Annotated in this window: 21 protein-coding genes; 6 read left to right on the forward strand and 15 right to left on the reverse strand. The window is 74.0% G+C overall.

Features of this window, described 5'->3' with window-relative positions; translation table 11 throughout:
* Positions 1 to 187: 187 nt before the first annotated feature.
* The 4 genes from ACIQFZ_RS27430 to ACIQFZ_RS27445 form a co-directional block, all read right to left on the reverse strand.
* A complete protein-coding gene (locus ACIQFZ_RS27430; RefSeq protein WP_402692376.1) occupies positions 188 to 1,090 on the reverse strand; it encodes a universal stress protein in 903 nt (300 codons plus the stop codon).
* A gap of 125 nt (positions 1,091 to 1,215) precedes the next feature.
* The gene (locus ACIQFZ_RS27435) at positions 1,216 to 1,458 is read right to left on the reverse strand and encodes a DUF397 domain-containing protein (RefSeq protein WP_365432440.1); all 243 of its coding nucleotides are present in this window, start codon (positions 1,456 to 1,458) and stop codon (positions 1,216 to 1,218) included.
* 95 nt (positions 1,459 to 1,553) lie between these two features.
* Positions 1,554 to 2,141, reverse strand: a complete 588-nt coding sequence (locus ACIQFZ_RS27440; RefSeq protein WP_402692377.1) for a GNAT family N-acetyltransferase — start codon at positions 2,139 to 2,141, stop codon at positions 1,554 to 1,556.
* A complete protein-coding gene (locus tag ACIQFZ_RS27445) occupies positions 2,138 to 3,637 on the reverse strand; it encodes an acyl-CoA synthetase (protein ID WP_402692378.1) in 1,500 nt (499 codons plus the stop codon). Before ACIQFZ_RS27445 ends, ACIQFZ_RS27440 begins: the two co-directional genes overlap by 4 nt.
* Before the next feature lie 193 nt (positions 3,638 to 3,830).
* Between ACIQFZ_RS27445 and ACIQFZ_RS27450 the strand changes: the two genes are divergently transcribed.
* Positions 3,831 to 5,618, forward strand: coding sequence for a serine hydrolase (locus tag ACIQFZ_RS27450; RefSeq protein ID WP_365432449.1), 1,788 nt, complete (start codon positions 3,831 to 3,833; stop codon positions 5,616 to 5,618).
* A gap of 92 nt (positions 5,619 to 5,710) precedes the next feature.
* Here the strand turns inward: ACIQFZ_RS27450 and ACIQFZ_RS27455 are convergent, their stop codons facing one another.
* Together ACIQFZ_RS27455 and ACIQFZ_RS27460 are read right to left on the reverse strand one after the other, a co-directional pair.
* The gene (locus ACIQFZ_RS27455) at positions 5,711 to 7,288 is read right to left on the reverse strand and encodes a phytoene desaturase family protein (protein ID WP_402692379.1); all 1,578 of its coding nucleotides are present in this window, start codon (positions 7,286 to 7,288) and stop codon (positions 5,711 to 5,713) included.
* A gap of 57 nt (positions 7,289 to 7,345) precedes the next feature.
* The gene (locus ACIQFZ_RS27460; protein WP_402692380.1) at positions 7,346 to 9,595 is read right to left on the reverse strand and encodes a tetratricopeptide repeat protein; all 2,250 of its coding nucleotides are present in this window, start codon (positions 9,593 to 9,595) and stop codon (positions 7,346 to 7,348) included.
* 600 nt (positions 9,596 to 10,195) lie between these two features.
* Here ACIQFZ_RS27460 and ACIQFZ_RS27465 point away from each other — a divergent pair.
* Together ACIQFZ_RS27465 and ACIQFZ_RS27470 are read left to right on the forward strand one after the other, a co-directional pair.
* The gene (locus ACIQFZ_RS27465; RefSeq protein ID WP_376652991.1) at positions 10,196 to 11,332 is read left to right on the forward strand and encodes a PP2C family protein-serine/threonine phosphatase; all 1,137 of its coding nucleotides are present in this window, start codon (positions 10,196 to 10,198) and stop codon (positions 11,330 to 11,332) included.
* A 188-nt stretch (positions 11,333 to 11,520) separates the two neighbouring features.
* A complete protein-coding gene (locus ACIQFZ_RS27470) occupies positions 11,521 to 12,327 on the forward strand; it encodes a ribonuclease BN (protein WP_376652992.1) in 807 nt (268 codons plus the stop codon).
* A 132-nt stretch (positions 12,328 to 12,459) separates the two neighbouring features.
* Here ACIQFZ_RS27470 and ACIQFZ_RS27475 read toward each other — a convergent pair whose 3' ends face one another.
* Positions 12,460 to 13,047 (reverse strand): rhodanese-like domain-containing protein, encoded by a 588-nt coding sequence (locus ACIQFZ_RS27475; RefSeq protein ID WP_365775877.1) that lies wholly within the window; start codon positions 13,045 to 13,047, stop codon positions 12,460 to 12,462.
* Positions 13,048 to 13,140: 93 nt separating this feature from the next.
* On the opposite strand from ACIQFZ_RS27475, the gene ACIQFZ_RS27480 reads away from it, so the two are divergent.
* On the forward strand, positions 13,141 to 13,428 hold the full coding sequence (locus tag ACIQFZ_RS27480; RefSeq protein WP_141364307.1) for a metal-sensitive transcriptional regulator: 288 nt from the start codon (positions 13,141 to 13,143) through the stop codon (positions 13,426 to 13,428).
* 48 nt (positions 13,429 to 13,476) lie between these two features.
* On the opposite strand, the gene ACIQFZ_RS27485 is transcribed toward ACIQFZ_RS27480, so the two are convergent.
* The 8 genes from ACIQFZ_RS27485 to ACIQFZ_RS27520 all read right to left on the reverse strand — a co-directional run bounded on the left by ACIQFZ_RS27485 (position 13,477) and on the right by ACIQFZ_RS27520 (position 21,999).
* Entirely contained in the window at positions 13,477 to 14,223 is a 747-nt protein-coding gene (locus ACIQFZ_RS27485; RefSeq protein WP_402692381.1) for a sulfite exporter TauE/SafE family protein, read from the reverse strand.
* Positions 14,220 to 14,612 carry a rhodanese-like domain-containing protein gene (locus ACIQFZ_RS27490; RefSeq protein WP_402692382.1) on the reverse strand — a complete coding sequence of 131 codons (393 nt, stop codon included), beginning with the start codon at positions 14,610 to 14,612 and terminating at the stop codon, positions 14,220 to 14,222. Before ACIQFZ_RS27490 ends, ACIQFZ_RS27485 begins: the two co-directional genes overlap by 4 nt.
* Positions 14,609 to 15,994, reverse strand: a complete 1,386-nt coding sequence (locus tag ACIQFZ_RS27495) for a rhodanese-like domain-containing protein (protein ID WP_383059931.1) — start codon at positions 15,992 to 15,994, stop codon at positions 14,609 to 14,611. Before ACIQFZ_RS27495 ends, ACIQFZ_RS27490 begins: the two co-directional genes overlap by 4 nt.
* A 125-nt stretch (positions 15,995 to 16,119) precedes the next feature.
* On the reverse strand, positions 16,120 to 18,507 hold the full coding sequence (locus tag ACIQFZ_RS27500) for a glycoside hydrolase family 65 protein (protein WP_402692383.1): 2,388 nt from the start codon (positions 18,505 to 18,507) through the stop codon (positions 16,120 to 16,122).
* Positions 18,508 to 18,514: 7 nt separating this feature from the next.
* Positions 18,515 to 19,390: a universal stress protein gene (locus ACIQFZ_RS27505; RefSeq protein ID WP_402692384.1), complete on the reverse strand. Its 876-nt coding sequence runs from the start codon at positions 19,388 to 19,390 to the stop codon at positions 18,515 to 18,517.
* A gap of 189 nt (positions 19,391 to 19,579) precedes the next feature.
* On the reverse strand, positions 19,580 to 20,302 hold the full coding sequence (locus tag ACIQFZ_RS27510) for a CBS domain-containing protein (protein ID WP_383059927.1): 723 nt from the start codon (positions 20,300 to 20,302) through the stop codon (positions 19,580 to 19,582).
* A gap of 40 nt (positions 20,303 to 20,342) precedes the next feature.
* A complete protein-coding gene (locus ACIQFZ_RS27515) occupies positions 20,343 to 20,783 on the reverse strand; it encodes a pyridoxamine 5'-phosphate oxidase family protein (protein ID WP_365428185.1) in 441 nt (146 codons plus the stop codon).
* Positions 20,784 to 20,928: 145 nt separating this feature from the next.
* Positions 20,929 to 21,999, reverse strand: coding sequence for a zinc-dependent alcohol dehydrogenase family protein (locus ACIQFZ_RS27520; protein ID WP_402692385.1), 1,071 nt, complete (start codon positions 21,997 to 21,999; stop codon positions 20,929 to 20,931).
* A gap of 315 nt (positions 22,000 to 22,314) precedes the next feature.
* Here ACIQFZ_RS27520 and ACIQFZ_RS27525 point away from each other — a divergent pair, with 315 nt between their 5' ends.
* Complete coding sequence (locus ACIQFZ_RS27525) at positions 22,315 to 22,716, forward strand: STAS domain-containing protein (protein WP_376652997.1); 402 nt, start codon at positions 22,315 to 22,317, stop codon at positions 22,714 to 22,716.
* 131 nt (positions 22,717 to 22,847) lie between these two features.
* Positions 22,848 to 23,435: a hypothetical protein gene (locus tag ACIQFZ_RS27530; protein WP_402692386.1), complete on the forward strand. Its 588-nt coding sequence runs from the start codon at positions 22,848 to 22,850 to the stop codon at positions 23,433 to 23,435.
* The last annotated feature ends 59 nt before the right edge of the window (positions 23,436 to 23,494 follow it).

Raw genomic sequence — 23,494 nt, forward strand, 5'->3', positions numbered from 1 at the left:
GTCCTCGTACTGGACGTACTTGGGCTTTCGCCCGGTGTGGCGAGAGTGCGTGCCAGGCGTCGCGGGGCAGGCGGGAATGTGACGACAGGGCCTAGACCGCGACCGCGCCATCACCTTGCGACAGAAACCTGTCGTACTCCCCGGTGACCAGCGTCACCCCCACCAGCCGTCGCCCGAACGGCCGTCGTCACTCCTCTGGCGGTGACGGGGGGATGACCGCGATCGGGCTCGCCGCGTGCAGCAGGACGGCCTGGGTGACGGAGCCCATCATGCGGGCCGGTGCCAGCAGGCGCCGGCGGTGACGGCCGACCACGACCAGTTCGGCGTCACGGGAGGCGGCGACCAGAAGACCGGCCGCGTCGCCGGGCGCCACGTGGGGCTCGGCGAGCACGTCGGGGTGGCGGGCGCGGTGCGGGGCGAGGAAGCCCTCGGTCAGGGTCCGGGTCTCGTTCTCCACGGCGTCCTGGTCGACCATGAACGTGGTGATTTCCGCCGGGGCCGCCCAGGCCGGGGGCGGCCACGGGTAGGCGGCGACCACCTGGAGCCGGGCCCCGCGCAGGGCGGCCTCCGTGACGGCGAAGTCGAGCAAGGCCTCGTCGGGGCTGTCGGCGTTGACGCCGACGACCACCCGCGGCCCCGGGCCGGCCGCCGTCTCACCGTGGACCTCGCGGCCGGGCCGGGGCACCACGACGACCGGGCACTCGGCGTCGCGGGCCGCGGCCAGGCTGCTGGAGCCGAGCAGCAGGCTGGCGAAGCCGCCGCGCCCCCGTGAGCCGAGTACCAACAGCTGTGCGCTGGCACCGAGTTCGGGCAGCAGCGCGCCCGGAAACCCGTCAAGACCGGCGTACTCGACCTCCGTCCCGGAGGTGCGCTCGCCCAGGTGGGCGCGTGCCTGGTCGAGCACCGGATCCCCGTCGTCGCCGGGCGGTCCGGCGACGAGGACGTCGGGCTGGGCCAGGGCCGCGTACTGACGGACGTGGACCGCCCGCAGGGGCGCCCCGCGCCGCCGGGCGGCGTCGAGGGCCCAGTCCAGGGCGCGCAGGCTGTCGTCGGAGCCGTCGACGGCGGCGACGACCGGTGGGGTGCTCATGAGTTCCTCTCCTCCGGATGGCGACCTCCCCGCGGGCCCGGCGTCACTCGGCCGCCGACCCCTACGGGGCTTTCAAGGTCCCCTGTCCCCGAACACGAGGGGAAACACCCCCTGTCCGCGCCCGGTCAGGTGAGATCGAACTCCCCGTGCCGCGCCCCTGACATGAACGCGCCCCACTCCGCGGGGGTGAAGATCAGGGAGGGGCTTTCCGGGCTGCCGCCGTTGCGCATCGCGATGAATCCCTCGACGAAGGCGATCTGGACATCTCCCAGCCCGCCGCTGCTGGACTGCCACTGCGCGCTGCTCAGATCCAGTTCCGGCTTGTCCCATCCCGCGAGCGGGTGCTGCTGGACAGTTGTCTCGGCCACGTCCGTGCTCCTCCCCAATCGTCGTCCGCGGGTCAGCCTAGCCATCGAGTCCCGGCGTCAACAGGCCACGTGAGGGGGACTTTTCAGGAGGGGCGTCAGGCCGGGTCGGGGAGCCGTGCGCGGATGTGCAGATGGCCGTCGAGCGGGTAGTCGGGCGGTGCCGCCGGCAGGATCCCGGCCTGCTCGTAGCCGCATTTCCGCGCGACCCGGCAGGAGGCCGTGTTGTCCACCTGATGCAGCAGCTCCAGCCGGGTCAGCCCCCCGTCCGCGAACCTGGCGAAGGCCCAGTCGGTCAGGGCCAGCAGGGCCCGGGGTGCCACTCCCCTGCCGCGCGCGTGCGCCGCGGTCCAGTAGCCCACCTCGGCGGACGGGGCGCCGGGGCGGACGACCTTGACGACGGCGTGGCCCACCAACCGCTCGCGCCCCTCGGGCCCCTCCCAGCCCTCGGGGCCCTGGGCCTCCAGGACGGCGAACGCGAAGCGGTCCCCCGCCTCCCAGTCCCGTTGCCGCTCCCGGATCCACCGGGCCGCGCCGGTCTCGTCGTCCACGGCCGGACCGCCCCAGCGGCGCAGTGTCTCGTCCCGGTACGCCTCCACCAGGTCGGCGGCGTCCGCAGCGCACCAGGGGCGCAGGGTCAGCGCGGGAACGCCGGGGGCGGCCTCCGCCGACGGATACGCCGTCACCGTGCGCCGAACCGGTCGCGCAGCTCCCTCTTGAGGATCTTCCCGCTGGCGTTGCGCGGCAGTGCCTCCACGAAGATCACTTTCTTGGGGGTCTTGAACGACGCCAGCTTCTCACGGGCGTGGGCGATCAGATCGGCCTCGGTGACCTCGCCACAGGGGACGACGAACGCGGTGACGGCCTCGATCCACCGCTCGTCGGGAAGGCCGACCACGGCCGCCTCGGCGACCTGCGGGTGAGCGTACAGGACGTCCTCGACCTGGCGCGAAGCCACCAGTACGCCACCGGAGTTGATGACGTCCTTCACCCGGTCGACGACCGTGTAGTACCCGTGCGGGTCGCGCACGGCGAGGTCGCCCGAGCGGAACCAGCCCTCGCGGAACGCCTCCGCGGTCTCCTCGGGCCTGCGCCAGTAGCCCTGGCACAACTGCGGTGAGCGGTAGACGACTTCGCCGGGTGTGCCGTCGGGAACGTCCCTGCCGTCCTCGTCGACGACGCGGGCGTCCACGAAGAGCACCGGCCGGCCGCAGGAGTCCATGCGGCCCTTGTGCTCGTCGGGTCCGAGCACCATGGCCAGGGGGCCGATCTCGCTCTGGCCGAAGCAGTTGTAGAAGGCGAGTTCCGGCAGGCGCTCCCGGAGGCGCTCCAGGACCGGCACCGGCATGATCGACGCGCCGTAGTACGCCTTCCGCAGTCCGCCGAGGTCTCGGGTGGCGAAGTCGGGGCGGTTGGCCAGCCCGATCCAGACCGTGGGCGGGGCGAACAGGCTGTCCGCGCGTCCTGCCTCGACCAGGTCGAGGATCCGGTCGCCGTCGGGCGCGTCGAGGACGATGTTCGTCGCGCCCACGGCGAGGTACGGCAGCAGGAACACGTGCATCTGCGCCGAGTGGTAGAGGGGCAGCGCGTGGACGGGGCGGTCCCCCGCGCCGAGGTCGAGCGCGGTGATCGCGCTCAGGTACTCGTGGACCAGCGCCCGGTGGGTCATCATCGCGCCCTTGGGCAGGGCGGTGGTGCCCGAGGTGTACAGCAACTGCACGAGGTCCTCGGAGCGCGGCTCGGGGCCGTCGTACGGCGGTGTGGACGGCAGCCGGGCGAGCAGCGAGTCCCCGGCGTCACGCAGGGGCAACACCCTTGCGGCGTCCGGGAGTCGTCCGGCCAGGTCCGGGTCGGTGAGGACCAGGGCGCTGCTCGACTGGCCGACGATGTAGGCGAGGTCGTCGCCGGTGAGGCTCTGGTTGACGGGCACGTGCACCAGGCCCGCGCGGGCGCAGGCGAGGAAGCCGATCAGGTAGGCGTCCGAGTTGTGGCCGTAGGCGCCGACCCGGTCGCCGGGGGCGAGGCCCTGGCCGAGCAGGACGTTCGCCGCGCGGGAGACGGCGTCGTCGAGTTCGGCGTACGTCCAGAAGCGCTCGCCGTACTCGACGGCGACGCGTGCCGGGGTGCGGCGGGCGCTGCGCCGCAGGACTCCGTCGACCGTGCTGCCGTGTCCAGGCGTCATGACAGATGATCCTGGGTCCGGCGCGGCGGGAGGTCAAGAACCTCCGTGGCACCTCTCGTTCAGGCGCTGTTGACGTCCAGTCAGATCCTTTCGAGCGCGCACGCACCGTTGACACAGCCCCCGCCTGACACGAAAGTTTCACCGCACACGACCATCCCCGAAAGATACTTTCAGACGGTGGGCGGGAGGCCTCATGAAGACCGACGACGCGGCAGGCAGAGGAGCAGGCGGACTGACGCGCCGCCAACTGGGCTTGGGAACATTGGCATTGGGCGGAGCTTTCGCGCTCGCGGCCCTGCCCGCGGGCCCGGCCGCCGCCGCGCCGGCGAACGGCAGCCCCACCCTGCGGCACGGATCCCCCGAGCGGGCCGGTCTGCTCGCCGCCCCACTGCGCCAACTCGTCGAGGATGCCGAGGCGTTCCTCGGCCCCTCCCCCACGCACCCCTGGTACGCGGGTGCCGTGCTGCTCGCCGGGCGCGGCGCAACCGTGGCGCTGCACGAGCCGATCGGCATGGCGGTGCGCTACTCGGCGTACGACGAGAAGACCGACACCGCCGTGGAGTTCCCGGCGGACCAGCGGATCCCGATGACCCGGGACACCGTCTTCGACCTGGCCTCGGTCTCCAAGCTGTTCACCTCGATGCTCGCGGTGCAGGAACTCGAGCGGGGCACGCTGGAACTGGAGGGCAAGGTCGCGTCCTACCTCCCGGACTTCGGGCGCGCGGGCAAGCAGGACGTCACCATCCGCCAACTCCTCACCCACACCTCGGGATTCCGGGCCTGGATCCCGCTGTACGGCGCGCCGACGTACGAGCGGAAACTGGAACTCGTCTGGAACGAGGCGCCGATCAACCCGCCCGGCACCGCGTACCTGTACTCGGACCTGAACATGATCTCCATGCAGCTCGTCCTGGAGGCGGTCACCGGGCGCGCGCTGGACACCCTGCTGCACGAGCGGATCACCGGGCCGCTCGGCCTCGACCGCACCCGCTACAACCCGCCCGCCTCCTGGAAGCCGCGGATCGCGGCCACCGAGGACGCCCGAAAGCCCTGGTCGGGCCTGGACCGCGGTCTGGTGTGGGGCGAGGTGCACGACGAGAACGCCTTCAGCCTCGGCGGCGTGGCGGGGCACGCGGGCGTGTTCTCCTGCGCGTGGGACCTCGCGGTCCTGGGCCGTACGCTGCTCAACGGCGGCGCGTACGGGCGTACCCGCATCCTGCGGCCCGAGTCGGTGGAGCTGATGTTCACCGACTTCAACACCGCCTTCCCCGGCAACGAGCACGGCCTGGGCTTCGAGCTCCACCAGCACTGGTACATGGGCGCGATGGCCACTCCGCGCACCGCGGGGCACACCGGCTTCACGGGCACGTCGCTGGTCCTCGACCCGACCACCGACTCGTTCCTGGTCGTCCTCGGCAACTCCGTGCACCCGGTGCGCAACTGGCGCTCCGGCTCGGCTCCGCGCGTCGCCACCGGCAACGACCTGGCACGGGCCGTGCCGGTCCGTCCGACGCGGGGCCGCACGGCGTGGTTCTCCGGGATGGCGAACGCCACGACGGCGACCCTGGCCCTCCCCGCGCTCGACACCTCCGCCGGCGGCGCCCGGCTGCGGTGCGACCTGTGGTGGGACACCGAGCCCGGCTCTGACGTGCTCGTCCTGGAGTGCACGACGGACGGGGGCGCCACCTGGCAGCCGGTGCCGTTCACCACCACGCACCGGGGCGAGGAGCCGGAGCGGCACCCCGCGGGCACCGCCACCGGCTACTCGGGCCGAGTCTGGCACGGGCTGACGGCCGACCTCCCGGCGGCCGAGCGGCTGACTCTGCGCTGGCGGTACACGACCGACCGCCTGTACGTGGGCCGCGGCGCCTACGTCGACGCCCAGCGGGTGGAGACCGGCCGCGCCGTCCTGTTCGACGAGGCGCGCCCGGCGGACTCGGCCCGGGTCGAGGCGAAAGGCTGGACGGCCTCCGCGGACTGAGGAGATCGACACCTGGCCGTTCCATGCCTGATTCACGTGCAACAACGGCCGCCGACCGCCTTCGCGGGCGTCGGCGGCCGTATCGGGGGTCTTCAACTGCTGGCCGCGCCCCGCTCTTCGAGCACCGCCATGGCGGCGTTGTGCCCGGGCACTCCGCTGACCCCGCCGCCGCGCACCGCGCCCGCGCCGCACAGCAGCACGTTGGCGTGCCGGGTCTCCACGCCCCAGCGGCCGGTGCCCTCTTGGGCGTACGGCCAGCTCAGCGCCCGGTGGAAGATGTTGCCGCCGGGCAGGCCCAGGTCCCGCTCCAGGTCCAGCGGGGTCTTGGCCTCGATGCAGGGCCGTCCGTCGGCGTCGGTGGCCAGGCAGTCGGCGAGCGGTTCGGCGAGGTGCGCGTCGAGTTGCGCGAGGGTCGACTTCAGCAGCTCCTCGCGTACGGCGTCGTTGTCCCGCGCGAAGAGCCGGGCGGGCGTGTGCAGGCCGAACAGGGTGAGCGTCTGGTAGCCCTGTTCGACCAGGTCGGGGCCGAGGATGGTCGGGTCGGTCAGGGAGTGGCAGTAGATCTCGGAGGGCGGCGCGGCGGGCAGCTCGCCCGCGGCGGCCCGGGCGTGGGCGTCGGCGAGCTGCCGGTACCCCTCGGCGATGTGGAAGGTGCCGGCGAAAGCCTCGCGCGGGTCGACGGCGGTGTCGCGGAGCCTGGGCAGCCGCTTGAGCAGCATGTTCACCTTCAGCTGGGCGCCTTCGGCGGGCTCCGGCGGCTCCTCGCCGGTCAGCACGGCCAGGGCCTGCGGGGAGGCGTTCACCAGCACGTGCCGGGCGCCGACGGTGCCCTCGCCGTCGCGGGTGCGGTACGTGACCTCCGCGGCGCGCCCGTCGCTCGCCACCCGTACCGCCTCGTGGCCGGTGGCGATGACGGCCCCGGCCCGGCGGGCCGCGGCGGCGAGGGCGTCGGTCAGGGCGCCCATGCCGCCGACCGGTACGTCCCAGTCGCCGGTGCCGCCGCCGATCACGTGGTACAGGAAGCAGCGGTTCTGTGCCAGGGACGGGTCGTGGGCGTCGGCGAAGGTGCCGATGAGGCCGTCGGTGAGGACCACGCCGCGTACGAGGTCGTCGGCGAAGCGGTCCTCGACGGCGACGCCGATCGGCTCCTCGAACAGGATCCGCCAGGCCTCCTCGTCGTCGACGCGGCGGCGCAGTTCGTCGCGGGTGGGCAGCGGCTCGGTGAGCGTGGGGAAGACCCGGCGGGCGAGGCGGCCGGTCATGCCGTAGAAGCGCTGCCAGGCCTCCCACTCGCGGTCGGAGCCGGTGAGCCGGGCGAACGCCTCGCGGGTGCGTTCCTCGCCGCCGCCCACGAGCAGACCGGTGGGCCGCCCCGCGCGCTCGACGGGCGTGTACGAGGAGATCGTGCGGCTGCGCAGCCGGAAGTCCAGGCCCAGGTCCTGGACGATCTTCCGGGGCAGCAGGCTGACCAGGTAGGAGTAGCGGGACAGCCGTGCGTCCACACCGGCGAACGGGCGGGTGGAGACGGCCGCGCCCCCGGTGTGGTCCAGCCGCTCCAGCACGAGCACCGACCATCCGGCCCGGGCCAGGTAGGCGGCGGCGACCAGTCCGTTGTGCCCTCCGCCGACGATGACGGCGTCGTACGTCCCGTGTCCCTCGTGTGCGCTCATGGTCCTTCGTAACACGTGGTGATCCACTTCGGCCAGGGCTCGGTCGGCCGACGGGCCCTAGGGCCCGTCGGCCGCGCGCTGCCCGCGCAGGACGGCGACCCTGCGGTACAGCTCGACGGCCTCCCCGCCACGGCCGAGCTGTTCCAGGCAGTGGGCCTCGTCGGTGCGGCTGGAGAGGGTGTCGGGGTGGCCGGCGCCCAGGACGCGCTCGCGGGCGTCGGCCACGGCGCGGTACTCGGTGAGCGCGTCGGCCCAGCGGCCGAGCCAGCCGAGGCTCACGGCGACCTCGCGGCGGCTGACGAGGGTGTCGGGGTGGTCGGAGCCGAGGAGGCGGGCGCGGATCGCGCACACGTCGCGGGACTCGGCGAGGGCCTCCTCCCAGCGGCCGAGCCGGCCGAGGTTGACCCCGAAACCGTGGCGGGCGCGCAGGGTCTCGGGGTGCGTGGGGCCGTGCACCCGGGTGCGGTCGTCGATCAGGGCGCGGTACAGCTGGAGCGCCTCCGTGCTGCGGCCGAGCCGGCCCAGGCTGATGCCGACCTCGTAGCGGGCGGCCAGAGTGTCCGGGTGGTCGGAGCCGAGCACCCGGGCGCGTGCTTCGGCGACCTCGCGGCAGGTCTCCAGGGCCTCCGCCCAGCGTCCCAACTGACCGAGCGTGTAGGCGACTTCGAACCTGGTGACCAGGGTGTCGGGGTGCTGCGGCCCGAGCACCCGGGCACGGGCCGCGGCGACCTGGCAGGCCATGCGGTAGGAGTCGTCCAGGCGGCCGAGCCGGCTGAGGCTGAAGGCGAGGTTGTGCCGGCAGCGCAGGGTGTCGGGATGGTCCGGGCCCATGATGCGCTCGCGCGCGGCGAGCACCGCCGCGTACACCTGGTGCGCGTCGAAGTGGCGGCCCAGGCGGCCCAGCACGTACGCCATCTCCTGGCGCGCGGCGAGTGTGTCCGGGTGGTCGGAGCCGAGGGCCCTGATGCGCGCCTCGGCCACCTGCTTGTACTCGCGCAGCGCCTCGGCGGCGCGCCCGGTGCGGCTGAGGCTGAAGGCGAGTTCGTAGCGGCTGGCGAGGGTGTCGGGGTGCTCGGGGCCCAGGAGGCGGGCGCGCTCGTCGGCGACCGCGCGGTGCGCCTCGCCCGCCTCGTCCCAGCGGCCGAGCCGGCCGAGGCTCAGGCCCGCCTGGTGCCGGTCGGCCAGCGCCCTGACGGCCTCCGGCGGCGGGACGGGCCGCCCGCCGGGCGTCCGCCCGGTCTCCGCGGAGCCGTCGGCGGCGGGACGCGGGGTCCACTCACCGGTCAGGCCGCCCGCCGCATCCGGGCGTGCGATGCGCGGTCCTCCCGCCCCTGCCGCGTTGTGACCGGTCGTCATGCCCCGGGTCCACGACGGCAGGCGGGCGTCACGACCGGCCGGCTCGGACGGGCGGGGCCAGGGGAGCGGGGTGGCCACCGTGGGCGCGTACCGCGGCGCCGCCGTGCGGCCGGCGATGATGCGGCGGCTCAACTCGTGTGCGTCATCGGGACGTTGCTCGGGCAGTTTGGCCAGCAGGTCGAGGACGATCCGCTCCAGGTACTCGGGGAGTTCGGCGCGGTGGCGGCGCGGCGGCTCGGGCAGGGTGTCGCGGTGGCCGACGAGGATCGCCCAGGCGTCGTCGAAGTCGAACGGCGGTACCCCGGTGGCGAGTTCGTACAGCACACAGCCCAGCGAGTACAGGTCGCTGCGCTGGTCGACCTCGGTTCCGCCGATCTGTTCCGGCGACATGTAGTGCGGGGTGCCCATGGCGACGCCGGTGCCGGTCAGCCGGGCGGTGAAGCCGATGTCGTGGCCGAGCCGGGCGATGCCGAAGTCGCAGATCTTCACCGTGCCGTCGGTCAGGCGCATGATGTTCGCCGGCTTCAGATCCCGGTGCACGATGCCCTGTTGGTGGGTGTAGGCGAGGGCGGCGGCGACCTGTTCGGCGATCTCGACGATGTCGGGCACGGCCAGGGGCCGGTGGCCGTTGTCCTCCAGCAGTTGTCCGAGGTTGCGGCCGTCGAGCATCTCCATCACGAGGTAGAGCACGCCGTCGGACTCGCCGAAGTCGTGGACCACGGTCACCCCGCGGTGCTGGAGCGCGGCGGCCACCCGGGCCTCGCGCCGGAACCGCTCGCGCAGCACGCGGGTGAAGGACGGGTCGTGGTGCCGGCCGAGCGGCTTGAGGCACTTCACCGCGACATGGCGGCCCAGCGACTCGTCCCGCGCCTTCCAGACCTCCCCCATGCCGCCGCGCCCGATCGTGTCGAGCAGCCGGTAACGGCCCTGGATCAGCATGGTCTCCGACATCTCGCGCCGCCCCCGTCGCCGTGTACCCCGCCTCTCCGGGCCGTGCCCGCCGTACGGGCCGCCCCCTGGCCCGTCCCGGCGCGGCCCGATCCGCGGGGAGGCCCTCGTCCAGTATGGCGAGCCGCCGCCCGGCTTTGTACGGGGCGGGACGGACCCGAGGGCCGGCCCGGAGCCGGACCGTCCACCAGCCCTGATGCAGGCGCTCAGGAGGGCGACGAAAAATGGGCAACATACCTGATTTCCAAGCGAAAGGGAGCCAGTCGTGCGACGTCGATTCACACACGCGCCGGCCACCGGCCTCGCTGCGGGCGTCATGGTGGGCGGCGCGGCCGTGGCCTCCGCGGGCACCGCATCGGCAGCGCCCGCGGAAGCACAGCCTCACCACACGCGAAGGGGGTCCTTCTCGTCCACGGGCGGGAGGGGCCTCGGTACGCGGCCGGCGAGGCGTGAAGGGGCGGCGGTGCTCCCGGTGTGCCTGTTCACCTCAGCGGCGCGACGATGGGAGTGCCGGTGTCGTGAGGGGCTCGGCGCGATCGGCCCGCTCCCGTCTCTCGCACGGTGGCGGGAGGTGCGGCGGGCCGCCGGGAGGTGGTGGTCTCGTTGCACGGTCGAAGCCGCGACCCGGAGCACTGGACCGTGATGTGGTCCCACCCGCGGCTCATCGCCGGGGCGCTGATGCTGTTGCCCGTCGTGTTGCTGGTGGTGGACAAGGCCCTGGGCTCCGGCTTCAGGCTGGCTCCGCTGACGGTGGGTGCGCCCGCTCTGGCGGCGGCGTTCTGCTCACCGGCCGGTGTGCTGGCCGTCACCATGGTGACCATCGTCTGCGTGGTGTTCTCGGCGAAGGTGCATCTGCTGGTGGGCTGGACGAACTTCTACGTCCAGTTCACGACGCTGGTGCTGATCAGCCTGGGTGCCGTGGGGGCCAGTTGGATACGCGTACGCCGAGAGAACGAACTGGCGCGCACCCGCGCGGTCGCCGAGGTGACACAGCGTGTGCTGCTGAAGCCGCTGCCACCGCGTCTGGGTGATCTGGCGCTGGCGTCGGTCTATCTGGCGGCCGACGAGGACGCCGCCGTCGGCGGAGACCTGTACGCGGTCGCGGACGTGGGAGGGCGGGTGCGGATCCTGATCGGCGACGCTCACGGCAAGGGGCTGGCGGCGCTGGAGACCGCGAGTTACGTACTGAGCGCCTTCCGCAGATCCCTGCGCCGGCGCGGTCCGCTGTGCGCCATGGTCGCCGATCTCGAGGAGGACTTCAGAAAGGACCTGTGGGACGCGGCGGCGGCACAACCGGACACTCCCGGCACGTCCCTCGCCCTGGAGGAGTTCGTCACCGCCGTGGTCCTGGAGATCCCGGAGAGCGGTGACGGCCCCACGTTCATGGTCAACCTCGGGCATCCGCCGCCCCTCCTCATCGACGGCGGACGGGTCGTCGCCCTCGATCCCGCATCCCCCGCGCCGCCCCTCGGGCTGGGGGATCTCGGCCGTGACCACCCGCACGTGGACGAGGTGGACTTCCCGGCCGGCGCCACGCTGCTCCTGTACACCGACGGTGTCATCGAGGCCCGCAACCGGTCAGGCGACTTCTACCCCCTCGCCGAACGGCTTCCCGGCTGGACCCGGCTCAGGCCCCAGGCGCTGGTCGAGGCCATCCACAGCGACCTGCGGCGGCACGTGGGCAGAGGCCTCGGCGACGACGTGACCCTGGTCGCGGTGCACCGCGACCATCCGACCTAGTGCTGCGACCGCCTTCCCGTCTGCCCGGGTGCGGCCGGGCGGGCGGGTCGCGATGATGGGTATGCGCGGGCCGCGCGCCGGTCACCCGGGACTCGGAGAGGAGGCGCCGTCGCCATGTCACGTCCCATCCCGTCCGGCCCGGCGTCGAGCGGCACCGGTCACGAAGACGGGCGCTCACGGCGGCCGAGTTGAGCGAGCAGGAGTCCGCCGACCGCCCGACGACACACCTGGGGTGGGCCGCTGAGCTCTACCGGCGTGGCAAGCGGCTGGAGCTCATGCACCGGGCGATGGGGTTCGCCACGCTCTCCCTGGTCACCCTCGCCCCGTTGCTGATCGTGGTGGCCGCGCTCGATCCGCTGCACCACGGCGGGTTCGCGTTGTGGCTGGTGGACGGCATGGACCTGTCCGGCCGGTCCGCCGACGTGCTCTCCGAGGTCTTCAGCCCGGCCCGCAAGGTGGCCGGCAGCACCAGCGTGTGGGGTCTGGTGCTGCTGGCGGTGTTCGGCGTGTCCTTCGCGTCGAGCGTGCAGAACGGCTACGAGCGGGTGTGGCGGCTGCCCGCCGGGCCGTGGCACCGGATCTGGCGGCAGGCCGTCTGGCTGATCGCGCTCATGGTGTACCTGTACGTGCAGGTGCTCACCCGCACCGTGTTCGACGGGACTTACCGCATGCTGCTGAGCGTGGGCATCGGCGTGCTGTTCTTCTGGTGGGGCCCGCACTTCCTGCTCGGCCACCAGGTCCGCTGGCGCCTCCTCCTCCCCGGCGCCGTCGCCACCATGGTGGGCCTGGTGGGCCTGCGGGCCTTCTCGTTCCTGGTGTTCACCCCGCTGATCGTGACCAACGCGGTCAGCTACGGCGCCATCGGCACCATCCTGGTGGTGGAGTCCTGGCTGGTCGGCGCGGGGTTCGTCGTCTACGGCGGCGCGCTGTTCGGCCATCTGTTCTGCGACCGCATGGGGCACCTGCTGGAACACGAGGAGGGCCCCGAGGAATGAGTCCGCGCCGCACGGGACGGCATGCGGGGGCCGGTCCGGCACGCAGGAGGGCGGCATCGCCGGGAACGCCGGCCCGGTGGGAGCCGGGGCGGCCGGACGCGGCGGGGCGGCCGGACGGCCGCCCCGCCGGTCTCACCGGCTCCGCAGCGTCTCGAGCGTCGCGTCGAGCCGGGCCGCGCGCGGCCGGTTGTGGGGGAGCTTCGCGAGCAGGACGGCCATGCCGCAGGTGTCGGTGAGCGCGGAGAAGACCAGTCCGCCCGCCACCCCCGCCGACAGGATCAGGAAAGCCGGGTGGACGAGCAGTCCGAGCACCACACCGAGCAGCACCAACGATCCGGCGGTGAAGCGCACTTGGCGTTCCATGCTCCAGCCGGCCGAGGTGTCGCAGGCCGTCGGCCGGTGCAACTCGTGACCCGCTGCCGCCCAGGCCCCGGTGCCTCCGGTGAGGGTGGCGGCGCCGACGCCGTGCCGGGCCAGGTACACGCAGGCCTTGGCCGAGCGGGCGCCCGAGGCGCAGACGACGAGGACCTCGCCGCGCCCCGCCGCGTGCCGGATCTCGGGCAGCGCCTGCCGGACGCGGTCCAGCGGGATGTTGAGAGCGCCGGGGAGGTGTCCCGAGGCATACTCGCCGGGCGTGCGCACGTCGATGACGGTCAGCTCGTCGAGCCTGGTGCGCGCCTGCTCGACGGCGAGGGAGACGGGGGTGGAGGGAACGGTCACGGCAGAACGGGTCCTTTCCGGTCGGTGGGGTGGTCGACGTCGTCCCGAGGACGGACGTACAGTACCCCCAGGGGTATTTTGCAAGGAGTGATCGTGGAACTGGAGCTCGAGGGCACGGACCTCAAGGCCGTGCTGAACCGGTTGCGCCGGGCGCAGGGCCAGATCTCCGGGGTGATCCGGATGATCGAGGAGGGGCGGGACTGCGAGGAGGTCGTGACGCAGCTCGCCGCCGCCTCCCGCGCCCTGGACCGCGCCGGTTTCGCCATCATCGCCAGCGGCCTGCAGAAGTGCGTGGCCGACATCGAGGCGGGGCGGACGAACGGCCAGGACCCCGCGCAGATGCGGGCCCGCATGGAGAAGCTGTTCCTGTCGCTGGCGTGAGGGCGGGCCGCCCGCGGCCCGGTACGGGGGCCGGCCGGTCGGCGCTCATCAGGCCACCGCGTCGATGAGCATGAACGCCGCCACCGCCAGCAGCACCACGGCGAAGATCCGCTGCAGCGTCGGCCCGGACACCTTCGCGGCCAGCCGCTTGCCGTCCCACGCGGCGAGGACCGCGGCGCCGGCGAACGGCGCGATCACCGCCCAGTCCAGCCCATCGACCGTCCCGGCCCGCATCGCCAGCGCGGCCAGCGAGTTGACGGTGATGACCAGCAGGCTGGTGCCCACCGCCGCGCGCATGCGCAGGGAGAGCACGCTCACCAGGGCGGGTACGGCGAGGAAGCCGCCGCCGACGCCGAGGACGCCGGTGACCGCGCCGAGTCCGGCGCCGGCGGCCGCCGCCCGGCCGGGCCGGACCGGGCGGTCCGCCTCGGGCGCCGGGCGCGGGCGCAGCATCCGGGCCGCTGCGACCGCCGCGATCAGCGCGAAGGCGGCGGTGAGCACGGCGTCCGGCAGCCGTCCGGCGACTGCGCCGCCGAGCAGGGCCGGGCCGACGCCCGCGGCGGCGAACAGCAGGCCGGTTCGCCAGCGCACATGGCCGTCCCGGGCGTGCGCGACGAGCGCGGTGGCGGAGGTGACGGTGACGATGACCAGGCTCGCGGTGGTGGCCGCGACCGGGGTGAAGCCGAGCAGGTAGATCAGGGCGGGGACGGCCAGGACGCTGCCGCCGCCCCCGAGGGTGCCCAGCGCCAGGCCGATGACGGCCCCGGCGGCCAGGGCGAGGAGCAGAGCACTCACGCGATCGTGCCGTCCTCGCCCCGCTGGTCCACCACGGGCAGTCCGGCCCGTACCCAGTCCCGCATCCCGCCGATCACGTCGACGGCGTCGGCGCCTCGGGCGGTCAGCAACTCGGCGGCCTGCCGGGAGCGGTTGCCGGAGCGGCAGACGACGACCAGGAGCCGCCCGCGCGCCTCGGGTGGCACGTCGGCGCCCGAGGCGAGCGCGCTCAGGGGGAGGTGCAGCGCGCCGGGAGCGTGTCCCGCGCGCCATTCCCGCACTTCCCTCACGTCCACGAGCACGGCGCCGCCGGATCCGCCGCCGGGCGCGCCGCCCGCCGGGGCGTGGCCCGTGCGTGCGGCGGCCTCCGGGGCGGTGATCCGGGCGGGACCGCGGCGGACCGGGCTCATCGGCACTGCTCCTCCCGTTCGGTCCGTACGGTGAGTCCGGCCTTCTCCGCGGACTCGAACCCGTCGTCCACCGCGACCACGTCACGGCCCACCGCGTCGAGCAGGGAGGCGGCCACGGCGGCCCGCATGCCGCCCGCGCAGTGCACCCACACCTGGCCGTCGGGGACCTCGTCGGTCCGCCGGCGCAACTGGTGGACGGGGATGTGCACCGAGCCCTTGACGAAGCCCTCGGCACGTTCGGAGTCGCGCCGCACGTCCAGTACGACGACGCCCTCTCCCGGGTGCCGCTCGGCGAGGTCCGCGAAGGTGGCCCGCGGGAAGGAGGCGGGCTCCTCGCCGGGGCGGAGCCAGGCGGACGGCCCGCCGGTGGCCGCGGCGGCCGGGCGGTCGATGCCGACCCTGGCCAGCTCGCGCTGCGCGTCGGCCAGTTGCGCGGGCGTCTCGGCGAGCAGCGTCACCGGCTTGCCCCAGGGCACCAGCCAGGCGAGGTAGGTGGCGAGCTTGCCCTCGGCCTCGAAGTTGAACGATCCCGCGACGTGCCCTTCGGCGAAGGCCACCCGGTTGCGCAGGTCGACGACCCACTCCCCCGCGGCCAGCCGGGCGGCTATCTCCTCGGGGTCGGCGACGGCGGGCGGGGTGAGGTCGACCGGCGCGGGTCCGGCGGCGTTGGCCGGTCCCATGTGGGTGTAGTACGCGGGGATGTCGTCCAGGCTCGCGAGCAGGTCGGCGACGAAGGTGTCGACGTCCCGGGTGAGCGCGTCGTTGGCCACGCGCTCCCGGCCGATGGTCGTGCTGTCGCCCTCCGCCTGGCCGGAGGAGCAGAAGCTGCCGAAGCCGTGGGTGGGCAGTACCGCGGTGGCGTCGGGCAGTGCGGCGGCGAGCCGGTGGGCGGAGGCGTGCTGGGCGCGGGCCAGGCCCTCGGTCAGCCGCGGTTCGACCAGGTCGGGGCGGCCGACGGTGCCGATCAGCAGCGAGCCGCCGGTGAATGCGGCGCGGGCGGTGCCGGCCTCCCGGAGGACGTACGAGGTGTGGTGCGGCGTGTGACCCGGGGTGGCCATGGCGTGCAGGGTCAGCCGGGCGCCGTCGTCGACGGTCACGGTGTCGCCGTCGCGGACGGGGGTGCGCGCGAAGCGGACGTCGGCGCCTTCCGGGACGAGGTAGTCGGCTCCGGTCAGCCGGGCGAGTTCCAGGCCTCCGGAGACGTAGTCGTTGTGGACGTGCGTCTCGACGACGTACGCGATGCGCACCCCGTGCCGGGCGGCCGCCGCCAGCACTCGGTCGACGTCCCTGGGCGGGTCGACCGCCACGGCGGTGCGCTCGCCTCCGGCCAGGTAGCTGCGGTTGCCGAGCCCTGCCAGCTCGATCGTCTCCACGAAGAACACAGGATGCTCCCTTCCTTGCGAAGAATTACCCCCGGGGGTATCTCGTCAGACACTAACACGAGTACCCCCCGGGGTATTTCCGCGCCTCTTCGGCGGCGGGTGCGAGAGGAGTCCGGGAACGTGGTTCACTCGGGCAGCACCAGGGCGCACGTCTCGCCCGGCTGGACGCCGACGGCGCGGTCGGCCAGGCGCACGTCGATCGGTGAGCCGTCGGACTCGGGCACGGCGATCCGGATCCGGCCGTGCTCCAGCCGCAGCCGCACGCCCCAGTGCGCCCGGTAGCGGATCGAGACGCCGTAGGAGGACAGCTCCGGCAGTGGGGCGGGATCAAGCCACAGCGCGCCCTCACGGGTCTCCAGACCGGTCAGTCCGCGCTGTACGAGATCGAGGGTGCCGCCCATGGCGCCGAGGTGGATGCCCTCGCCGGTGGTGCCGCCCTGGACGTCGGCGATGTCGCTGCGCAGCGCCTCCTGGACGAAGGCCCACGCCTCGGCGCGGCGGGCGCGGGCCAGGACCCAGCCGTGCACCAGGCCGCTGAGGGTGGAGCCGTGGCAGGTGCGGGCCAGGTAGTAGTCGACCGTGCGCCGCCACAGGTCCTCGTCGAAACGGTGGCCCAGGCGGCCGAGGAGCGCGCGCAGTTCGGCCGGGGAGAAGAGGTAGCCGAGCATGAGCACGTCGGCCTGCTTGGACGCCTTGTAGCGGTTGACGCTGTCGCCCTCGGCCTCCAGGATCCGGTCCAGACGGCGGATGTCGCCGTAGCGCTCGCGGTATCCGGCCCAGTCGAACTCGGCCAGGCCGCCGTACCCCTCGAACTGGCTGATGACGCCGTCGTGGAAGGGCACGTGCAGCGTGCGGGAGACGTGCTCCCACTGGTCCAGCTCGGCGCCGTCCACGCCGGTGCGCTCGACGAGTTCACGGCGGCGCGGCTCGGGCAGGACGCGCAGCGCCTCCAGCGCGCGGTCGAGCACCCAGGCGGCCGTGACGTTGGTGTAGGCGTTGTCGTCGAGCCCGGGCCGCTCGGCGTCCGGGTAGGCGTCGTGGTACTCGTCGGGGCCCATGACGCCGAGGACGCGGTGGCGTCCCAGATGCTCGTCCCAGGTGGCCGAGTCGGCCCAGAAGCGGGCGATCTGGAACAGCGTCTCGGCGCCCTTGGTGTGCAGGAACTCCACGTCGCCGCTCGCCTCGCAGTACCGCCACACGTTGTAGGCCACCGCCGAGCCGACATGGCGCTGGAGGTGGGAGTGGTCCGGCAGCCAGCGGCCCGAGCGGGGGTTGAGGTGCAGCCGCTGGCTCTCCTCCCGGCCGTCGCTGCCGCTCTGCCACGGGAACATCGCACCGCGCCGGCCGATCGCGCGCGCCGCCGAGCAGGCCCGCTCCAGGCGCCGGTGCCGGTAGTGCAGCAGGGCGCGGGAGACCTCGGGGAAGTGCAGGTTCAGGTACGGCAGGACGAACAGCTCGTCCCAGAAGACGTGGCCGCGGTAGGCCTCGCCGTGCAGGCCGCGGGCCGGTACGCCGACGTCCAGGTCGGCGGTGTGCGGGGAGAGGGTCTGGAGCACGTGGAAGAGGTGCAGGCGCAGGATGCGCCCCGGCTCCCCGGGGACGTCGATGGCGGCCCGGCGCCACAGCCGCCCCCAGGCCGTCCGGTGGCTCTCCAGCAGCTCGGCGAAGCCGGGCGCCGCGCCCACCCGGTCGATCGCCGCGTCCAGCGGATCGCTGATCGCCAGGTCGCGGGAGGTGTGCAGGGCGGCGGTCTTGTCCAGGGTGGCGCTACGGCCTGGTGCCAGGCTCAGGCGTACCCGCTGGATCGCGCGCGGGTGCTCGTGCCGGGTGCCGACCGGTCCGGCCGCCTGGTCGGCGGTCAGCCGGGCGGCCAAGCCGATCCGGATGTCGGAGGTCCGGGTCCGGCAGCGCAGCCACACCGTGTCCGGGGCCGCGGTGCCGGTGTGCACCTGGGTGAGGTGGCGGCCGTCCAGGTCCTGGTAGCGGCGTACCCCGGCGTTCGTCACGCCGCCGTCGATCGCCGCCTCGACCTCCAGGTCCGCCGGGCCGCCCTCGGCGGTGAACTCGGTGCGCAGGGCCGCCAGATACGGGTCGGCCATGTGCACGATCCGCTGCTGGCGCACGGTCAGCGTTCGCCCGTCGCCGAGCCCGTACCGGGTGCGGCGCTCCAGCACGCCCGGGTCCAGGTGCAGGACCTGGTGGTGCTCGAGGACCGGCGCCGTGTCCGGGGTGAGCCAGGCGCCGCCCGCGAGGCGGAAGCGCAGCGGCAGCCAGTCGGGCAGGTTGACCAGGTCCTCGTTCTCGACCTGGCGGCCGGCGACGTGGGAGACGATCCGGTTGTAGCACCCGGCCAGGTAGGTGCCCGGGTAGTGCACCTCGTCCGCGGCGCACTCCGGCAGGGCTCCGCGCGTGGCGAAGCGGCCGTTGCCCAGGGCGCACAGGGCCTCCCTCAGCCGCTCCTGCGCGGCGTCGTAGCCCTCGTAGGCCCAGGTCCGCGCCGTCGTCTCCGGCACGGCGCGGTCACACCCGCTGCGGTACGACGGCGACCGGGCAGTGCGCGTGGTGCAGGAGGGTGTGGGCCGTCCGGCCCAGCTGGAGACCGAAGTGGCCCTCCCTGCGCCGTACCCCGACGATCACCAGGTCGGCGGCGGCCGAGCGGTCCACGAGCACCCGGTGCGCAGGCCCCTCGACCGTGGCGGGGCGCACCCGCACCGTCGGGTACTCGGCCCCCGGTTCGCGCAGTAGCTCCTCCAGCACGGCGGCGGCCCGCTCCTCTTGCCGCCGGGCCGGCTCCTCGGCGAGCTCCGGGCTGCCGATGCCCTCGTGCACAGGGCGCCGCCAGGTGCGTACGACGTCGAGGACGCAGCCGCGCACCTCGGCCTCCCGGAACGCGAACCGCGCGGCCTCGTGCCGGCTGTCGGAGTCACCGGCGGCGAGCAGAATCCGCTCGTGGGTGCCGGCCAGGCCCGCCTGGTCGCCGCGGACCACGACCACCGGGCAGTGCGCCCGGGCCGCCACGGCCAGACCGACCGAACCCAGCAGCAGCCCCTTCAGCTGACCCCGCCCGCGAGAGCCGGTGACCAGCACGGAGGCGTTGGCGGCCTCGCCCAGCAGGGCGGCGACCGTGTCCTGCGGAAGGATGTCGGTGGACACCTTCACCTCCGGGTCGCGCCGCTGGGCGCGCTCCGCGGCGGAGGCGACGATGCGCTCCGCCATCACCTGCTCCGAGGGACGCCCCACCGTCCCGGACGGCACCGCGCCCTCGTACCGCTCCCACAGGGACGCGTACACCAGGCGCAGCGCGAGACCGAACCGGGCGGCCTCACCCACCGCCCAGTCCACCGCCGTCAGGCTCGGGTCCGACCCGTCGACACCCACGACCAGGGGCAGTTCCACCGACCCCACCGCCTTCCGCCGGGGCTGCCGCCTCCTGCGGCAGCGCATCCCACCTTCACCGTCGCATCCGGTAGGACACGGCGCGAGAGCGCTTCGGTCCTTCCGGGGACCGTTCGGGGGACCGTTCGGCCCCTCCCACCGCGCCGTCTCCCGGTTCGCCTCGGCTCGGCGCGAACGGTCCGCGCGCCGTCAGGTCTCGGGGCCGGTCCCCGTGGTGGGCGACGACGGCCGCTCGTCGACCAGATCGGGTTCCAGGAGGGGGCGGCGGCGCGGTCCCGTGAGGTCGCACCGCACGTCCACCACGCCCTCGACGCTGCGCGCCAGGCGGATGGCGAGCGGGATCAGGGAGGCGTCCGGGACCCGGCCGGTGAGCGTGACCACTCCCTCGCGCACCGTCACGCCCACCGAGTCCGCCAGGAGCCCGGCGGCGACGACCTGGCGGCGGACCTCCGCCGCGATGTCCTCGTCGCCGCGCAGGAACACCTTGAGCAGGTCGGAACGGCTGACGATGCCGATGAGCACACCGTCGTCGCCGACGACCGGCAGGCGCTTGACGCCGTGCCGGGCCATGAGGCGGGCGGCCCGGCCCAAGGTGGCGGCGGGGTGCACGGTGACGGCCGGGGTGTTCATCAGCTCCTCGGCGGTCACGGCCCGGGCCTTGGCCGAGCGCGAGCCGGCCACGGGAGGCGGCCCGCCGGGCAGGTCCGGATCGTTGTCGCGGAGCTCCTCCTTGCGCAGCAGGTCGGCCTCGGAGACGACGCCGAGCACCCGTCCACGGCCGTCCAGCACGGGCATCGCGCTGACGCCCCACTCCTCCATGGTCCGCACGATCTCCTTGAACATCGCTCCACCGGCCAGCGCGACGACGGTCGGGGTCATCACGTCGCCGACGGTGTACTGGGAACCCTGCATGGTGTCCTCCGACGGGCTCGAAGAGGGGCGGGCACGAAGATCAGACGAGGTGGTCCAGGCCGTACACGCTGAGTCCGCCGACGAGTTCCCGGCCCGTGACCAGTTCCGGTTCGATGCGGACGAAGACCACCTGCGGCGAGGGCACCCAGGAGCGCGGGCCGCCGTGGAGCAGGCGCCGGTGCTCGGCGGGGTCGGTCACCACCGAGGCGGGGCCGGTGACGACGACGCTCCAGCCCGAGTGCGCGACCGCGTCCACCTCGTCGGCCTCGAAGGCGACCACCGCGCCGTCGATAGCGCGGACCAGCTCGGAGGTGGCCGAGGTGCACAGCAGCACCGCGCCGTCGCCGTCCAGGGCGAAGTTGACCGGGAGCACCGCGGGCAGAGCGTGCCGCGTATGGACGATACGGCCCACCGGCGCCTTGGCCAGCAGCCGCAGGCACTCCTGTCGCCCGAGCTCCCGGAACCCGTCGTTGCGATACATCAGTCATCCGTCTTTCCACCTGGCGGAGCGCGTGCGGCCGTTCCGCACCGCGTCTCCTGCGTGTCCTCTGCACCTCTCCCGCGTGTCCCCGTCCCGGGGCGGCCCCGGCGGCGGGGCACGAGTGCCGCGCCCGGCGTCCGGCCCGTCAGGCCGCGGGCACCGGGACGACCTCCCGCCGCGGGCCACCGAGCACGACCTTCAGCGCCCCCGTCTCGGCGGCATGGGCGAAGACGTCGTAGGCCTCCTCGATGCGCTCCAGCGGGAACGTGTGGGTGACCAGCTGGGAGGTGGGCAGCCGGCCGGCCGCCGCCATCCGCAGCAGGGTGGGCGTGGAGTGGGTGTCGACCAGGCCCGTGGTGATGGTCACGTTCTTGATCCACAGGTCTTCCAGGTGCAGGATGGCGGGCTTGCCGTGCACTCCGACGTTGGCCACGTGGCCTCCGGGCCGCACCATGCGCGTGCACAGCTCGAAGGTCTCCGGTACGCCCACCGCCTCGACGACCACATCGGCGCCGAGCCCTCCGGTGAGGTCGTCGACCAGCTGTTCGGGGGCCTCGCGCGCGTCGGCCACGGCCTCGGCGCCGAGCTTGCGGGCGGCCTCCAGGCGGGTGGCGGCCAGGTCCACGGCGATGACGCGCTCGGGCGCGAACAGCCGGGCGGTGGCGATCGCCGCGAGTCCGACAGGTCCGGCGCCGACCACGACGACGGTGTCCCCGGGCCGTACCCGCCCGTTGAGCACGCCGACCTCGTAGGCGGTCGGGAAGATGTCGGTCAGCAGCACGGCGTCCGTGTCGGTCACCGCGGCGGGCAGCGGATGCACGGAGAGGTCGGCGAAGGGCACCCGGACGAACTCCGCCTGGGTGCCGTCGATCAGGTGGCCGAGGATCCAGCCCCCGCCGCCGCGGCACTGGCCGTACATGGCCTCGCGGCAGAAGCGGCACCGGCCGCAGGCGGTGATGCAGGAGACGAGGACCCGATCGCCGGGCCGTACGCTGCGCACCTCGGCGCCGACCTCGACGATCTCGCCGACGGCCTCGTGCCCCAGCACCGTGCCGGGGCGGACCTCGGGCACGTCGCCCCCGAGGATGTGCAGGTCGGTCCCGCAGATGGTGACGGCGTCGACGCGCACGACGGCGTCGGTGGCCTCCTCGAGGTCCGGGTCGGGGACCTCCTCCCAGGCGGACTGCCTGGGACCGTGGAAGACGTAGCCTTTCATGCCGAACCTCACCCTCTTCACTCCGGGGACGGGTGGCCTTGGGTGGCCTTCGCGGACGGACGGCCTTCATGACCGGACGGCCGGGACCCGGCGGTCCGCGGCCGGCGGGCGCGGCCCGCGCTCCGGCGCGGCACCGGGACCGCCCACGCCTTCAGCTTCTCCGACGGCCCGGGGTTCCGCATGGGCCGGTCGGCCCCATCGGCCGCCCGCGGGGGCGGGTGCCCGCGGGGCGGTCCGGCCTCGGGCTCTTCGTCCGCCGCGAAGGGGACCGAACGGCCCTTCCCCGCACCGCTCCGGACCGGCTTGGCTGACGGCATGTCCGAACGTCCCACCGGGCCCGCCGTGAGCCACGCGGAACGCATGGTCGGCACCACGACCGTCGTGACACTGAGCGGCGACGTGGACCTCGTCACGAGGCTGTCCCTCGTCGCACGCCTCGACGCGCTGACCGACAAGCCGCGGCCGGACCTGGTGCTCGACCTGCGGCCGGTGCCCTTCATCGACTGTGCCGGGCTGGGCCTGCTGTGCCGGGTCCGCAACCGTGTCGCGGCCCGCGGTGGCCGGCTGCGGCTGGTCAGCGGCAGTTCGTCCTTCCGGCGGATCCTGCGCCACACCGGCCTGACCGGTGTCTTCCAGATACTGCCGGAGTTCGGGGAGGGGACCCCGGCCGCCGGGCCGGTCCCCCGGCAGGGGGTGGTCGCCGCGGGCCAGGGATGAACGGCGGACGAGCGGCCACCGCGGTGGGACGAAAGGTGGGGCCGGCGCGCGGAAGGACGTCCGATGCACGGGCTGGGGAACGGGCGAAAGCGAAAGAAGCAGAAGAAACAGAAGAAGGGGAGGCGCGACCGGTGAGCGGCAGGACGGGCCGCGGACGCACGCGGCGGAGGCTGTGGCGGTGGCGCCGCAATCCGCTGCGCCGCCACGAGGACATCGTCGAGGCGTGGGCGATCCTGGTGATGTGGGTGGTGATCGTGGTCGGCGGGGCGGTCGCCGGGACGGTGGCGGCGCGCGCCGCCGGCCAGGAACTCGCCTGGCAGCGCGCCGACCGGCAGCCGGTCCTGGCCGTGTTGCTCACGGCCGCCCCGGCGGCCACGCCCACGGAGAACGCGAGCTACCAGGCACCGGCGAAGATCCGCTGGACCGGCCCCGACGGCACCACCCGTACCGGGCAGGCCCTGGTGAGCACGGACCTGCCGGCCGGTGCGGCGGTCACCATCTGGCAGGACGGCCGGGGCCATCTGGCCGGCGAGCCGCCCGGCCCGGCGGAGGCGACCGCGCAGGCCGCCCTGTTCGGCACCTCGGTGGCGCTCGCCTTCGGCGGCCTGGTCTACGGATCGACGGCCCTGGTCCGCCGGCGGCTGGACCGGCGCCGCCACGACCTGTGGGCCGCAGAGTGGGATCTCGTCGGCCCGCGCTGGGACCAGAAGACGAGCTGACCCGCCCCTGCCGGCCCGGACGTCCCGGAGGCGTTCGGGTCCCGGAAGCGTTCGAATGG

This window comes from Streptomyces sp. NPDC093064, assembly GCF_044754605.1.
Classification (GTDB): Bacteria; Actinomycetota; Actinomycetes; order Streptomycetales; family Streptomycetaceae; genus Streptomyces.